Raw genomic sequence first — 13,499 nt, forward strand, 5'->3', positions numbered from 1 at the left:
GCGGCCACCCAGGGCCTGTCGTTTGGATCAGGCCGGCCCGACTCACGGCGCCTTGTCGGCCGCCCCGCGACGCGGGCATGATCCAAACGACAGGCCCTGGCCCCGGACGCGGGCCGCGGAGTCCTCAGACGCTCGCCGCGGTCGCGTCCGGCCTGCGGGCCAGCGCGGCCGCGGCGGCGCCGACCAGGCCCGCGTCGGTGCCCATCTGCGCGGGCACGACCGTCAGCCGCTGCACGAAGGACAGGGTCGCGTAGTCGGTGAGCGCCTTGCGCAGGGGGGTGAGGAGGATGTCGCCGGCCTTGCCGACGCCTCCGCCGATCACCGCGATGTCGATCTCGACCAGGGTCGCGGTGGCCGCGATGCCCGCGGCCAGCCCCCGCGCGGCCCGCTCGAAGGAGGCCACGGCGACCGGATCGCCCGCGCGGGCGGCGGCGGCCACCGCGGCGGCCGAGGTGTCGCCGTCGGGACCCGGACGCCAGCCCTGTTCCAGCGCGCGGCGGGCGATGTTCGGGCCGCTGGCGATGCGCTCCACACAGCCACGGGCACCGCAGGGGCAGGGATCGCCGTCGAGGTCGACGCTGATGTGACCGATGTGCCCGGCGTTGCCGGTCGGGCCGGGATGCAGCTGCCCGTTCAGCACGAGGCCGCCGCCGACACCGGTGGAGACCACCATGCACAGCGCGTTGTCGTGGCCGCGGGCGGCGCCCTGCCAGTGCTCGGCGGCCGTGATCGCGACGCCGTCGCCGATCAGCTCGACGGGCAGGTTGCCGGCGGCCGCGCGCACCCGCTCGACCAGCGGGAAGTCCCGCCAGCCGGGTACGTTCACCGGGCTGACCGTGCCCGCCGAGGCGTCCACCGGGCCCGCACTGCCGATGCCGATCGAGCCGGCGCGTCCCCACAGGGGTGAGCCGCCGAGGTCGAGGAGCACTTCCTCGACCGCCCGCATGACCGTTTCGCCACTCTGCTGGGCGGGCGTGGCGCGCTGGGCCCGGGCCAGGATCCGTCCGTCGCCGTCCACCAGCGCGCCGGCGATCTTGGTGCCGCCGATGTCCAGGGCCGCCACGAGGTCGGTGTGCATCAGAGTCGAATCTCCCCGTTGAAGCTTGAAGAACCAGGAAAACGCAGGCCGGTCAAGCGGTAGGGCGCAGGCCGGGGACAGCGGTGGACAGTCTCTCGCGCATCTGACAACGTTGTCCAGGCTCTATGCTCGACGCCACATCCTCATACAAGCCCATGGATCCGCGCACCACCCCGTGGGAAAGAGGTACGGAGGCCCCTCGCGGGGCCGCTGGACCAGACGGACGACAGGACAGGACAGCGCATCGTGCCAGAGATCACCCGCCGCGCAGACCACCTACCCGGCACGCGCTACGGCAACCGCCCGACCATGAAGGACGTGGCGGCACGGGCCGGGGTCGGACTGAAGACGGTCTCCCGGGTGGTCAACGGCGAGCCGGGGGTCACCCCGGACACCGAGCGCCGGGTGCAGGAGGCGATCGAGGCGCTCGGCTTCCGCCGCAACGACAGCGCCCGGGTGCTGCGCAAGGGCCGTACCGCGAGCATCGGCCTGGTCCTGGAGGACCTCGCGGACCCGTTCTACGGCCCGCTCAGCCGCGCCGTGGAGGAGGTGGCCCGGGCCCATGGCGCCCTGCTGATCAACGGCTCGAGCGCCGAGGACCCGGAGCGCGAGCAGGAGCTGGCGCTGGCCCTGTGCGCGCGGCGGGTGGACGGCCTGGTGGTGATCCCGGCCGGGGACGACCACCGCTACCTGGAGCCGGAGATCAGGGCGGGCGTGGCGACCGTCTTCGTGGACCGCCCGGCCGGCCGGATCGACGCCGACGTGGTCCTGTCCGACAACTTCGGCGGTGCCCGCGACGGCGTGGCCCATCTGATCGGGCACGGGCACCGGCGGATCGGGTTCATCGGCGACATGCCCCGCATCCACACCGCCGCCGAGCGCCTGCGCGGCTACCGGGCCGCCATGGAGGACGCGGGGATACCGGTCGACGACCGCTGGATGTCCCTCGGCACGACGAGTCCGGAGCGGGTGCGCCGGGCCGCCGAGGAGATGCTGTCGGCGCCCGAACCCGTGACCGCGATCTTCACGGGCAACAACCGGGTGACGGTCACCGTGATCCGGGTCCTCGCCGAGCGGTCCCGCCAGGTCGCCCTGGTCGGGTTCGACGACATCGAGCTGGCCGAGCTGCTCCAGCCGGGGGTCACGGTCGTCGCGCAGGACTCGGCCGCGCTCGGCCGGACCGCCGCCGAGCGCCTGTTCCGGCAACTGGACGGCACGCTCGTCGCACCGGAGCGGATCGAGCTGCCCACCCGGCTGATCACCCGCGGCTCGGGCGAGCTGCCGCCGGTCGACTGAGCCGCTCGTGTCCGGCCGCACGCTCCGCGAACTCGGCCTCGCCGAGGTGCCCCGGGAGCATCCGCTGACGTACCCCGGGGCCTGGCCCGCCGACTCCGGTGTGCTGCACGGCGACCGGATGCTGCCGCTGGAACGCCCGGTGTACGAGGACCGGGCGCCGGTCCTCGCCGTCGGCTCCAACGCCTGTCCGGCCCAACTGCGGCACAAGATGGCGGAGTTCGGGATCGACTCCCCCGTGCCGATGGTCCGGGCCCGGGTGACCGGCGTCGACGTGGGCGTCTCCGCGCACGTCAGCCGTATGGGGTACGTCTCCGCCTCCCCGGTCGTGTCGCCGGGCGCCGTACGCGAGTTGTTCGTCATCTGGCTCGACCGCCGGCAGCTCGACGTGATCGACGCCAGCGAGGGCGTGCCGCTGACCGGGGGGAACTTCTGGCGGGCCTGGCTGCCCGCGTCGGGCGTACGGGTCGAGGTCGCCGACGGGCAGGTGCTGCCCGGGGTGTACTCCTACGTCAACCGGCACGGGGTGCTGCGCGACGGCGACCGGGCACCGCGCCGGCATCCCGGTCAGCGTGCCCTGCTCACCGAACTGCTCGGGCGCTCCGCGCCGTTGCGAGCACTGTTCGGGGTGACGCCGGAGGAGTTCAGCGCCCGGGCGCGCGGCGACGCCGGGCTGTGCGCGCGGGGCACGCGGCTGTTCGCCGAGCAGGGCTGGGTGACGGAGTCGGGACTGGAGTCGTACGCCCACGGCCGGCCGCCCGGGAGTCCCGGCGCCGACGCATGGCCCTCGGCTCCCCTGCCCTGACCGTCCCGTCGCCGATCCCGTGGATCCGACGGCGGAGGACGCGCCCGGCCCCGCCGCCCCGCTGGGGGACGGCGGGGCCGGGAACGCGAGCGGTCCGGCTACTTCCCGGAGGCCGTCAGGTCGCCGCGCCGGGGTGCGGCGAAGCCCTCCAGGTCGGCGCGGGTCAGGCCGGTGAGGCGGGCGACCTCGGCGATGTCGAGGGCGCCGCAGTCCAGTCCGCGCAGCAGGTAGCCGCCGAGGGCCTTGGCGGTGGCGGGCTCGTCCATGACGTCCCCGCCGGCCCGGTTGGCGTAGCGGGCGAGGCGGGCCGCCGCCTGCTCGAAGCCCTCACGGTAGAAGGCGAAGACGGCCGCGTAGCGGGTGGGGATGTGGCCCGGGTGCATGTCCCAGCCCTGGTAGTAGGCGCGGGCGAGGGCGCGGCGGGTGAGACCGTAGTGCAGGCGCCAGGCGTCGTGCACCTTCGCGGTCGGGCCCACGGGCAGGACGTTCGTGGAGCCGTCGGACACACGGACGCCGGTGCCCGCCGCCGCGACCTGCATGACCGCCTTGGCGTGGTCGGCGGCCGGGTGGTCACTGGCCTGGTAGGCGGCGGAGACGCCGAGGCAGGCGCTGTAGTCGAAGGTGCCGTAGTGCAGGCCGGTGGCGCGGCCGCCGGCGGCCTGGATCATGCGGGCGACGGTCGCGGTGCCGTCGGTGGCGAGGATGGACTGGCTGGTCTCGATCTGGATCTCGAAGCCGAGGCGGCCGGCGTCCAGGCCGTGCGTCTTCTCGAAGGCCTCCAGGAGGCGGGCGAAGGCGTCGACCTGCTCGGGGTAGGTGACCTTGGGCAGCGTGAGGACCAGGCCCTCGGGCAGGCCGCCGGCCTCCATCAGGCCGGTGAGGAAGACGTCCAGGGTGCGGATGCCCCGGTCGCGTACGGCGGCTTCCATGCACTTCATGCGGATGCCCATGTACGGCGCCGCGGTGCCCTTCTCGTACGCCTCGGCGATCAGGCGGGCCGCGCGGGCCGCCGTCTCGTCCTCCTCGGCGTCGGGGCGGGGGCCGTAGCCGTCCTCGAAGTCGACGCGCAGGTCTTCCACCGGCTCGCGCTCCAGCTTGGCGCGGACGCGGGAGTACACCGGCTCGGCGAGGTCGTCGGCGAGCCCCAGGACGGCCGCGAAGGAGGCGGCGTCGGGGGCGTGTTCGTCGAGGGCCGCGAGGGCGCGGTCGCCCCAGGAGCGGAGGGTGTCGGCGGCGAAGGCGTCACCGGGGACGTAGACGGTGTGGACGGGTTGCCGGGTGCCGGGGTCCCCGGGGTAGCGGCGCTCCAGCTCCGCGTCGACCGGTGCGAGGGAGGCGCTGATCTCCTCGCTGACGGCACCCGCGAGGCTCGTCGCCACCTTCTCCTGCTGACCCATCCCACACCCTCCAATTTTCCGCTCTACGGAATCAACAATCCGTAGAATGAAGTTATCCGGGTGGTTCTCCCTGGTCAACACCCCGTCCGGACCTTGGTCGCCCGCGTCCGCCCGCCTCCAGGATGCACCGAGGCCCCGGTGACCGGGTCGGTCACCGGGGCCTCGGACGTGCCCTGGGAGGTCTCAGCCCTTGCGGGTCTTGATCTCCTCGGTCAGCTGCGGGACGACGTCGAAGAGGTCGCCGACCACGCCGAAGTCGACCAGCTCGAAGATCGGGGCCTCGGCGTCCTTGTTGACGGCCACGATCGTCTTGGAGGTCTGCATACCGGCACGGTGCTGGATCGCGCCGGAGATGCCGTTGGCGATGTACAGCTGCGGCGAGACCGACTTGCCGGTCTGGCCGACCTGGTTGGTGTGCGGGTACCAGCCGGCGTCCACCGCGGCACGCGAGGCACCGACGGCCGCGCCGAGGGAGTCGGCGAGCGCCTCGATGATCGAGAAGTTCTCCGCGCCGTTGACGCCACGGCCACCCGAGACCACGATCGCGGCCTCGGTCAGCTCCGGGCGGCCCGTCGACTCACGCGGCGTCCGGCCGGTGACCTTGGTGCCGGTGGCCTGGGCGGAGAAGGACACCGACAGGGCCTCGACGCTGCCGGCGGCCGGGGCGGCCTCGACGGCGGCGCTGTTGGGCTTGACCGTGATGACCGGGGTGCCCTTGATGACACGGGACTTGGTGGAGAAGGACGCGGCGAACACCGACTGGGTGGCCACCGGGCCCTCGTCGCCGGCCTCGATGTCGATGGCGTCGGTGATGATGCCCGAGCCGATGCGCAGCGCCAGGCGGGCGGCGATCTCCTTGCCCTCGGCGGAGGACGGGACCAGCACGGCGGCCGGGGAGACGGCCTCGTGGGCGGCCTGGAGGGCGTCCACCTTCGGCACGACCAGGTAGTCGGCGTACTCGGACGCGTCGTCGGTGAGGACCTTCACCGCGCCGTGCTCGGCGAGCGTGGCGGCGGTGTCGGCGGCGCCGTTGCCGAGGGCCACGGCGACGGGCTCGCCGAGGCGGCGGGCCAGGGTCAGCAGCTCCAGGGTGGGCTTGCGGACGGCACCGTCCACGTGGTCGACGTAGACGAGGACTTCAGCCATGGGATTGCTCTCCTGCGAAACGAAGTTGAGGGGCGGTCGGCGGGCGCGGGCCCTTAGATGAACTTCTGGCCCGCGAGGAACTCAGCGAGCTGCTTGCCGCCCTCGCCCTCGTCCTTGACGATGGTGCCGGCCGTGCGGGCCGGACGCTCGTTCGCGGCCTCGACCTTGGTGTACGCGCCGTCGAGACCGACCTCCTCGGCCTCGATGTCCAGGTCGGACAGGTCCCAGGACTCGACCGGCTTCTTCTTGGCCGCCATGATGCCCTTGAAGGACGGGTAACGCGCCTCGCCCGACTGGTCCGTCACGGAGACGACGGCCGGGAGCTGCGCCTCGAGCTGCTCGGAGGCGGCGTCGCCGTCCCGGCGGCCCTTGACCGTGCCGTCCTCGACGGAGACCTCGGAGAGCAGGGAGACCTGCGGGACGCCCAGGCGCTCGGCCACCAGCGCGGGGACGATGCCCATGGTGCCGTCGGTGGAGGCCATGCCGGAGACGACCAGGTCGAAGCCGGCCTTCTCGATGGCCTTGGCCAGCACGAGAGAGGTACCGATGGCGTCGGTGCCGTGCAGGTCGTCGTCCTCCACGTGGATGGCCTTGTCGGCACCCATGGAGAGAGCCTTGCGAAGCGCGTCCTTGGCGTCCTCGGGGCCGACCGTCAGGACGGTGACCTCGGCGTCGTCCGCGTTCTCCGCGATCTGCAGGGCCTGCTCGACCGCGTACTCGTCCAGCTCGGAGAGCAGACCGTCGACGTCGTCGCGGTCGACGGTCAGGTCATCGGCGAAGTGCCGGTCGCCAGTGGCGTCGGGCACGTACTTCACAGTGACAACGATCCTCAAGCTCACGCCGGCTCTCCTACTACTTCGACATTTCCGGGCTGCCTCTTGGAGGCAGCATAGGCGCCTCAAGCGGCCGATCCCGGTCGGGGCGTCCGCGCGCTCCGACCGAAATATTACTCGTCAGTACACCCAGTTCATGCCCGCTAAGCAAGCGCTTTGAACTGTGACCTTCGCAACGCAGCGTAACCGGAATTCGACGTCCTCGCAGGAGAGCCGGGCGTGATCAATCCCGCAGGCCGTTGAAGCGGCCGTGGTGATAGAGGAGGGGGCGCCCGGCGCCCGAGGGGTCGCCCCCGAGCACCTCGGCGAGCACGATCCGGTGATCACCGGCCGGGACCCGGGCGACGATCCGGCAGACCAGCCAGGCGAGCACGTCGTCCAGCACGGGAACGCCCTCCGGGCCCTCCCGCCAGGCGGTGGGGGCGCCGAAACGGTCGGCACCGCTGCGGGCGAAGGTCGCCGCCAGTTCGCTCTGGTGCTCACCGAGTATGTGGATGCCGACGTGCTCGCTCGCGGCCACCGCGGGCCAGCTGGAGGCGCCCGTACCGATGCCGAACGAGACCAGCGGCGGCTCCGCGGAGACGGAGGTGAGCGAGGTGGCGGTGAAGCCGACCGGGCCGGCCGCGCCGCTCGCGGTGATCACCGCGACACCGGCGGCGTGCCGGCGGAAGGCGGAGCGGAGCAGGTCGGGCGAGGCGAGGTGGAAGGTGCCGAGGTCGGGCGTGGCCGTCATGGAATCGTCCTTCTGCGCGGGGTGGCTGGGTCCGTGGCTGCTCAACAGCCCGGACAGCGCGCGCTGGCGGTGCGGGCCAGGTCGACGTGGACCCGCCCGAAGAGAAGGAGTTCGGTCGGCACGGGCCCAGGCTGACTACGGGTGGCATGCACAGTCAAGTTCGTTCCGCGATCTGGAAGACGCCGCACGCTCTCACACGGCCTCGCCCAGGGCCGCGATGACGTCGGCCTTGCGGGGCTGTCCGGTGGCGCGCCGCACCACCCGGCCCTCGGCGTCCAGGACCAGGACGGTGGGCGTCTTGAGGATCTCCAGTTCGCGTACGAGGGTCAGCCGGTCCTCGGCGTCGATCTCGAGGTGGGTGACGCCCGGGACCATGCCGGCGACCTCGCCGAGAATGCGCCGGGTCGCCCGGCAGGGCGCGCAGAAGGCGCTGGAGAACTGGACCAGCGTGGCCCGCTCCCCCAGTTCGCCGCCCAGCTCGGCCGCTCCCAGCCGCTTGCCGTCGTCCCGCCCGCGCACCCGCACCCTCCCGCTCCGCCGCCCGTGCAGCACTCCGAAGGCGGTCGCCGCCAGGAGCACCGCCACGCACACCACCAGTCCGGTCATCATGCGCACAACCCTTCACGAGACTGCAAAGATTCCCGCCCCCCGCAGGACGTGCCGTTGCGGAATGCTTGATTCATGGACATCGATGTGAGGGGGCCGCGCTTCGGAGCGGCCGTGACGACGGTCGTGCTGGCGGCGGCGCTCGTCACACAGAGCGCCTGGATCCTGGGCTGGCAGACCCTGGCGTTCGCGCTCGGGGCGGCCGGGGGCGCCGCCCGGTCGCCGTACGGCTGGGTGTTCCGGACGGCCGTACGTCCACGGCTCGGGCCGCCCACGGAGTTCGAGGCGCCGGAGCCGCCGCGCTTCGCGCAGACGGTGGGGCTGGTGTTCGCCGGGCTGGGCCTCGTCGGCTTCGTGCTGGGGCCGCAGTGGCTCGGACTGGCCGCCACGGGGGCCGCGCTCGCCGCCGCATTCCTCAACGCGGCCTTCGGGTACTGCCTGGGATGCGAGATGTTCCTGCTCCTCAAGAGGGCCACGGTACGGGTGCAGTGACGGTCGTTCGGCGGAACACGGCAGACGTGACGAGGATCTCGCCGACGCGGGGCACCAGGACTGGCTACCCGTCCGTTCTTCGGGCACGATCTGCGAGACGCCGTAAACCTACGGCTGCGTAACTTTCCCGCCGGGAGCCCTCCCTTTCCCGAGCAGAGCAGAAAGGGTCCACCCCGCCCATGGCAGAGCTGGTCTACCGTCCCGTCATCGGTTTCGCGAAGACGTTGTTCAAGGTCTGGGACCTGAAGATCGACTGCCAGGGTTCGGAGAACATCCCGCGCACGGGCGGCGCCGTCCTGGTGAGCAATCACATCAGCTACCTGGACTTCATCTTCAACGGTCTGGCGGCCCTGCCGCAGAAGCGCCTGGTGCGCTTCATGGCGAAGGAGGCCGTCTTCCGCCACAAGGTGTCCGGTCCCCTGATGCGCGGCATGAAGCACATCCCGGTGGACCGCAACCAGGGCGAGGCCGCCTACGCGCACGCACTGGACTCGCTGCGGTCCGGCGAGATCATCGGGGTGTTCCCGGAGGCCACGATCTCGCAGTCGTTCACGCTGAAGAGCTTCAAGTCCGGCGCGGCCCGCCTCGCCCAGGACGCGGGCGTCCCGCTGATCCCGATGGCGGTGTGGGGCACCCAGCGGCTGTGGACGAAGGGGCACCCCCGCAATTTCAAGCGCGACCACCTGCCCGTCACCGTCCGGGTGGGCGAGCCGGTCGAGGCGCCCCGCGACCAGTACGCCGGCGCGATCACCCGCCGGCTGCGCGAGCGGGTCCAGGAGCTGCTGGAGGCCGCGCAGCGCGCCTACCCCGGCCGTCCGAAGGACGCGGAGGACACCTGGTGGCTGCCCGCCCACCTCGGTGGCGCCGCGCCGACCGTGGAGCAGCTGCGCGCCGCAGAGGCCCACTGAGCTCCCCGCACCGATTTCTTCCCACCGGCCGTCCCCCGGCGGCCGCGCCTCCCCCACCCCCTCGTCCGGGTCGCCGTCCGCGCCCCCGCGCGACCGTCCGCCGCCTTCACAGGGCGTTCGGCAGCGTCTTCCAGAGGTACGGCCGGTCGGGAGCGGCCCTGAGCGCGCCGATCACGGCCGGATGCGGTGCGGCGTACAGGCCCGGACAGTCCGCCTCGCCGGACGCCGGGTCGGGGACCCAGGCCAGCCGTTCGCCGTTCAGGGAGAACCGCGCGTCCATGCCCGGCTTGTTGCCGCGCGGGTCCTGCCGGTGCCAGGCGCCGTGGAAGCGGACCGCGACCAGGCCGTGCACCGCGTGGCCGCCCTCCCCGTCGGTCAGGCGCTGGTAGCAGAGTGCCGTCGGGATGTCCTCGGCCCGCAGCAGGGCCGCCAGCGCGTGGGCCTTCGCGTAGCAGATGCCGGTACGCAGTCCGAGCACGTCGGAGGCGCGCCAGGTGACGCGGAGATCACCGGAGTCCTGGGAGTGCGGTACGGAGTCCCGGACGAACTCATAGGCCGCGCGCGCATAGTCATACGAGTCGGCGGCGTCGTCGGCGAGCCGGGAAGCCGTCTCCCGGACCACGGGATGATGATGGTCGATGACCTCGTCGGCGGCCAAGTAGGCAGACAGGTCGGCGGTGTTCTGGATCAGCTCCATACCCGCGGAGCATAGGAATGCGGCCACCCGACCGTCAATGACTTTTCAGGTGACCGCATACCTATGCAGTTCTCGAGACTGTCCGCGCCTGACTAGCGCGCCATCTCCTCCTTGAGCGCCGCCACGAACGTGTCGACGTCCTCCTCCGAGGTGTCGAAGGAGCACATCCAGCGCACCACGCCGGCGTTCTCGTCCCAGAAGTAGAAGCGGAACCGCTTCTGCAGCCGCTCGCTCACGTCGTGCGGGAGCTTCGCGAAGACGCCGTTGGCCTGCACCGGGTAGAGGATCTCCACGCCGTGCACCGCGCGGACGCCCTCGGCGAGCCGCTGGGCCATCTCGTTGGCGTGCCGGGCGTTGCGCAGCCACAGGTCCTTGGCGAGCAGCGCCTCCAGCTGCACCGAGACGAACCGCATCTTGGAGGCGAGCTGCATCGACATCTTGCGCAGGTGCTTCATCTGCCGCACCGCGTCCTGGTTGATGACCACGACGGCCTCGCCGAAGAGCGCGCCGTTCTTCGTCCCGCCCAGGGAGAGGATGTCCACGCCGACCGCGTTGGTGAACGTCCGCATGGGGACGTCCAGGGAAGCGGCGGCGTTGGCTATCCGGGAGCCGTCCAGGTGCACCTTCATGCCGTGCGCGTGGGCGTGCTCGCAGATCGCCCGGATCTCCTCCGGGGTGTACAGCGTGCCGAGCTCGGTGCTCTGGGTGATCGAGACGACCTGGGGCATGGCCCGGTGCTCGTCCTCCCAGCCCCAGGCCTGCCTGTCGATCAGCTCGGGCGTGAGCTTGCCGTCGGGCGTGGGCACGGTGAGCAGCTTCAGGCCGCCCATGCGCTCCGGGGCGCCGCCCTCGTCCACGTTGATGTGCGCGCTCTCGGCGCAGATCACCGCGCCCCAGCGGTCGGTGACCGCCTGGAGCGCGACGACGTTCGCGCCGGTGCCGTTGAAGACCGGGAAGGCCTCCGCGGTGGATCCGAAGTGGCTGCGGACGATCCGCTGCAGGTTCTCGGTGTAGTCGTCCTCGCCGTACGCGACCTGATGGCCGCCGTTCGCCAGCGCCAGGGCGACCATCACCTCCGGATGCGCCCCGGCGTAGTTGTCACTGGCGAAACCGCGGACCTCCGGGTCGTGATGGCGACGCGCGTCGGTCCTGGGAGGGTTCACGGCTTCTCGGTCAGCCACAGACGGTTTCCGTTCACTTCGGCGGCGGACTTGCTCCAGACGCCCTCGATGGCCTCGGCCAGGTCGGTGACGTCCGTGAAGCCCGCGAACTTCGCGTTGGGGCGTTCGGCGCGCATGGCGTCGTGCACCAGCGCCTTCACCACCAGGATCGTAGCCGCCGACGTCAGCTCCTCGCCGCCCCCCGCCTTACGGAAGAAGTCGGCCATGGCCAGCGTCCACGCCTCGGCGGCGGCCTTGGCCGCGGAGTAGGCGGCGTTGCCGGCGGTGGGCTTCGAGGCGCCGGCCGCGCTGATCAGGACGTAGCGTCCGCGGTCGCTGCGCTGCAGCGCCTCGTGGAAGGCGAGCGAGGTGTGCTGGACGGTCTTGACCAGCAGGAGCTCCAGGAAGTCCCAGTCGTCGAGGCTGGTCTTCGTGAAGGTCTCACTGCCGCGCCAGCCGCCGACCAGGTGGACGAGACCGTCGACCCGCCCGAAGTCCTTCTCGACGTGGGCGGCCCAGTCCCGGGTGGACTGCAGGTCGAGCAGGTCGACCGTGTCGCCGGTGACGGTGGCGCCACCGGAGGCGTACCGGGCCGCGTCCACGGCCTCCGACAGCCGCTGCGGGTCGTTGTCCGCGCCGACGACGGTCGCCCCGGCCTCGGCCAGCCGCAGCAGGGCCGCGCGCCCTGCGGGTCCGCCCGCACCTGCGACCGCGATGACCGCACCGCTCAGTGCCCCGTTCGCCCCGTTCCCCATGGTGTTCCCCTCTGAAGCAGCAGTGTTCTGGACGCGGTCGCTCACGCGGCGAGCCGCTCGGCGCTGTCCGCCGTGATGCCCTTGGTGGAGGCGATCACGTTCTTCAGTTTCTTGGACAGGGCCTCATAGAACATGCTCAGCGGAAACTCGTCCGGAAGCACGTCGTCCACGAGCTTGCGCGGCGGCTGGTCCAGGTCCAGGGCGTCCGGGCCCTTGGCCCACTTGGAGCCGGGGTGCGGGGCGAGGTAGGTGGAGACGAGCTCGTAGCCGGCGAACCAGTGCACGAGCTTCGGGCGGTCGATGCCGTCCTTGTAGAGCTTCTCGATCTCGGCGCACAGCTGGTTGGTGACCTGCGGGGCGCGCTCCCAGTCGATGGCGAGCTTGTTGTCGGTCCAGCGGACGACGTCGTGCTTGTGCAGGTAGGCGAAGAGCAGCTGACCGCCGAGGCCGTCGTAGTTGCGGTTGCGGTCGCCGGTGACCGGGAAGCGGAACATGCGGTCGAAGAGCACGGCGTACTGCACGTCACGGGCCTGCGGGACGCCGTCCGCCTCGAGCTTCACGGCCTCCTTGAAGGCGGTGAGGTCGCAGCGCAGCTCCTCCAGGCCGTACATCCAGAACGGCTGGCGCTGCTTGATCATGAACGGGTCGAACGGCAGGTCGCCGTGGCTGTGGGTGCGGTCGTGGACCATGTCCCAGAGCACGAAGGCGTCTTCGCAGCGCTTCTGGTCGTGCACCATCGCGGCGATGTCCTCGGGCAGCGTGAGGCCCAGGATGTCGACGGCGGCGGCGGTCACGCGGCGGAAGCGCGCGGCCTCGCGGTCGCAGAAGATGCCACCCCAGGAGAATCGTTCCGGCGCCTCGCGCACGGCGATCGTCTCCGGGAAGAGGACGGCGGAGTTGGTGTCGTAGCCCGCGGTGAAGTCCTCGAACGTGATGCCGCAGAACAGCGGGTTGTCGTAGCGCGTGCGCTCCAGCTCGGCCAGCCACTCGGGCCAGACCATGCGCAGCACGACCGCCTCCAGGTTGCGGTCGAGGTTGCCGTTCTGCGTGTACATCGGGAAGACGACCAGGTGCTGCAGGCCGTCCCGGCGGTCCGCGGCGGGCTGGAAGGCCAGCAGGGAGTCCAGGAAGTCCGGCACCTCGAAGCCGCCCTCGGCCCAGCGGCGCAGATCCTTCACCAGCGCCTCGTGGTACGCCGCGTCGTGCGGGACCAGCGGGGAGAGCTGCTCGACCGCGTCGGCGACACGCTCGACGGCCGCCACGGCGTCGGCGCGCCGCGGGGCGCCCTCGGCCTCGAAGTCGATCGATCCGTCCTTCGACTGCCATGGCCGGATCTGCTCCACGGCATCCTTGAGCACGGGCCAGGCCGGCTGCTCAACGACCCTGGTCAGCGGAGAAAGCTGTCCCTCCACACCCGACTGCACAAGAATTTCCGTCATGTCCCATCCTCCACGGGAGAACCTCGCGTATGGACACCGTATGCATACCCCGTTTCTCTCAGCAAGGGGCTGCTCGGGAAAATATTCTGCCCAACCCATTGGTCACCGATGTTTTTCCTGCCGTAAACCGTGACCACACTCACTTTCGCCGTGTTCA

General features: G+C 71.5%; 14 protein-coding genes. 4 read left to right on the top strand and 10 right to left on the bottom strand.

Features of this window, described 5'->3' with window-relative positions; all coding sequences use genetic code 11:
• Nucleotides 1-124: 124 nt before the first annotated feature.
• Nucleotides 125-1,078, bottom strand: coding sequence for an ROK family protein (locus ACF08B_RS19145; protein ID WP_392318417.1), 954 nt, complete (start codon nucleotides 1,076-1,078; stop codon nucleotides 125-127).
• Nucleotides 1,079-1,324: 246 nt separating this feature from the next.
• Here ACF08B_RS19145 and ACF08B_RS19150 point away from each other — a divergent pair, with 246 nt between their 5' ends.
• Nucleotides 1,325-2,374, top strand: coding sequence for a LacI family DNA-binding transcriptional regulator (locus tag ACF08B_RS19150; RefSeq protein WP_392318418.1), 1,050 nt, complete (start codon nucleotides 1,325-1,327; stop codon nucleotides 2,372-2,374).
• A gap of 7 nt (nucleotides 2,375-2,381) precedes the next feature.
• On the top strand, nucleotides 2,382-3,176 hold the full coding sequence (locus tag ACF08B_RS19155; protein WP_392318419.1) for a hypothetical protein: 795 nt from the start codon (nucleotides 2,382-2,384) through the stop codon (nucleotides 3,174-3,176).
• Between the two features lie 98 nt (nucleotides 3,177-3,274).
• On the opposite strand, the gene ACF08B_RS19160 is transcribed toward ACF08B_RS19155, so the two are convergent.
• From ACF08B_RS19160 to ACF08B_RS19180, 5 genes are all read right to left on the bottom strand, one after another.
• The gene (locus ACF08B_RS19160) at nucleotides 3,275-4,573 is read right to left on the bottom strand and encodes a DUF6986 family protein (RefSeq protein ID WP_392318420.1); all 1,299 of its coding nucleotides are present in this window, start codon (nucleotides 4,571-4,573) and stop codon (nucleotides 3,275-3,277) included.
• Nucleotides 4,574-4,756: 183 nt separating this feature from the next.
• The gene (locus ACF08B_RS19165; protein WP_392318421.1) at nucleotides 4,757-5,719 is read right to left on the bottom strand and encodes an electron transfer flavoprotein subunit alpha/FixB family protein; all 963 of its coding nucleotides are present in this window, start codon (nucleotides 5,717-5,719) and stop codon (nucleotides 4,757-4,759) included.
• 53 nt (nucleotides 5,720-5,772) lie between these two features.
• Nucleotides 5,773-6,558 carry an electron transfer flavoprotein subunit beta/FixA family protein gene (locus ACF08B_RS19170; RefSeq protein ID WP_073894819.1) on the bottom strand — a complete coding sequence of 262 codons (786 nt, stop codon included), beginning with the start codon at nucleotides 6,556-6,558 and terminating at the stop codon, nucleotides 5,773-5,775.
• A gap of 217 nt (nucleotides 6,559-6,775) precedes the next feature.
• On the bottom strand, nucleotides 6,776-7,285 hold the full coding sequence (locus ACF08B_RS19175; RefSeq protein ID WP_392318422.1) for a flavin reductase family protein: 510 nt from the start codon (nucleotides 7,283-7,285) through the stop codon (nucleotides 6,776-6,778).
• Between the two features lie 192 nt (nucleotides 7,286-7,477).
• Entirely contained in the window at nucleotides 7,478-7,891 is a 414-nt protein-coding gene (locus tag ACF08B_RS19180) for a TlpA family protein disulfide reductase (protein ID WP_392318567.1), read from the bottom strand.
• Between the two features lie 75 nt (nucleotides 7,892-7,966).
• Between ACF08B_RS19180 and ACF08B_RS19185 the strand changes: the two genes are divergently transcribed.
• Nucleotides 7,967-8,383, top strand: coding sequence for a DUF4395 domain-containing protein (locus ACF08B_RS19185; RefSeq protein WP_392318423.1), 417 nt, complete (start codon nucleotides 7,967-7,969; stop codon nucleotides 8,381-8,383).
• A 179-nt stretch (nucleotides 8,384-8,562) separates the two neighbouring features.
• Nucleotides 8,563-9,291: a lysophospholipid acyltransferase family protein gene (locus ACF08B_RS19190; protein ID WP_392318424.1), complete on the top strand. Its 729-nt coding sequence runs from the start codon at nucleotides 8,563-8,565 to the stop codon at nucleotides 9,289-9,291.
• Nucleotides 9,292-9,397: 106 nt separating this feature from the next.
• On the opposite strand, the gene ACF08B_RS19195 is transcribed toward ACF08B_RS19190, so the two are convergent.
• The 4 genes from ACF08B_RS19195 to ACF08B_RS19210 all read right to left on the bottom strand — a co-directional run bounded on the left by ACF08B_RS19195 (nucleotide 9,398) and on the right by ACF08B_RS19210 (nucleotide 13,342).
• Nucleotides 9,398-9,988: a transglutaminase domain-containing protein gene (locus tag ACF08B_RS19195; protein ID WP_392318425.1), complete on the bottom strand. Its 591-nt coding sequence runs from the start codon at nucleotides 9,986-9,988 to the stop codon at nucleotides 9,398-9,400.
• A gap of 92 nt (nucleotides 9,989-10,080) precedes the next feature.
• Nucleotides 10,081-11,151, bottom strand: a complete 1,071-nt coding sequence (locus ACF08B_RS19200; protein ID WP_093479514.1) for a low specificity L-threonine aldolase — start codon at nucleotides 11,149-11,151, stop codon at nucleotides 10,081-10,083.
• Nucleotides 11,148-11,903 (bottom strand): SDR family NAD(P)-dependent oxidoreductase, encoded by a 756-nt coding sequence (locus ACF08B_RS19205; protein WP_392318426.1) that lies wholly within the window; start codon nucleotides 11,901-11,903, stop codon nucleotides 11,148-11,150. Before ACF08B_RS19205 ends, ACF08B_RS19200 begins: the two co-directional genes overlap by 4 nt.
• A gap of 41 nt (nucleotides 11,904-11,944) precedes the next feature.
• Nucleotides 11,945-13,342: a DUF6421 family protein gene (locus ACF08B_RS19210; RefSeq protein ID WP_392318427.1), complete on the bottom strand. Its 1,398-nt coding sequence runs from the start codon at nucleotides 13,340-13,342 to the stop codon at nucleotides 11,945-11,947.
• Between the last annotated feature and the right edge of the window lie 157 nt (nucleotides 13,343-13,499).

The organism is Streptomyces sp. NPDC015139 (assembly GCF_043079785.1).
In the GTDB taxonomy this organism is placed as follows: Bacteria; Actinomycetota; Actinomycetes; order Streptomycetales; family Streptomycetaceae; genus Streptomyces; species Streptomyces albidocamelliae.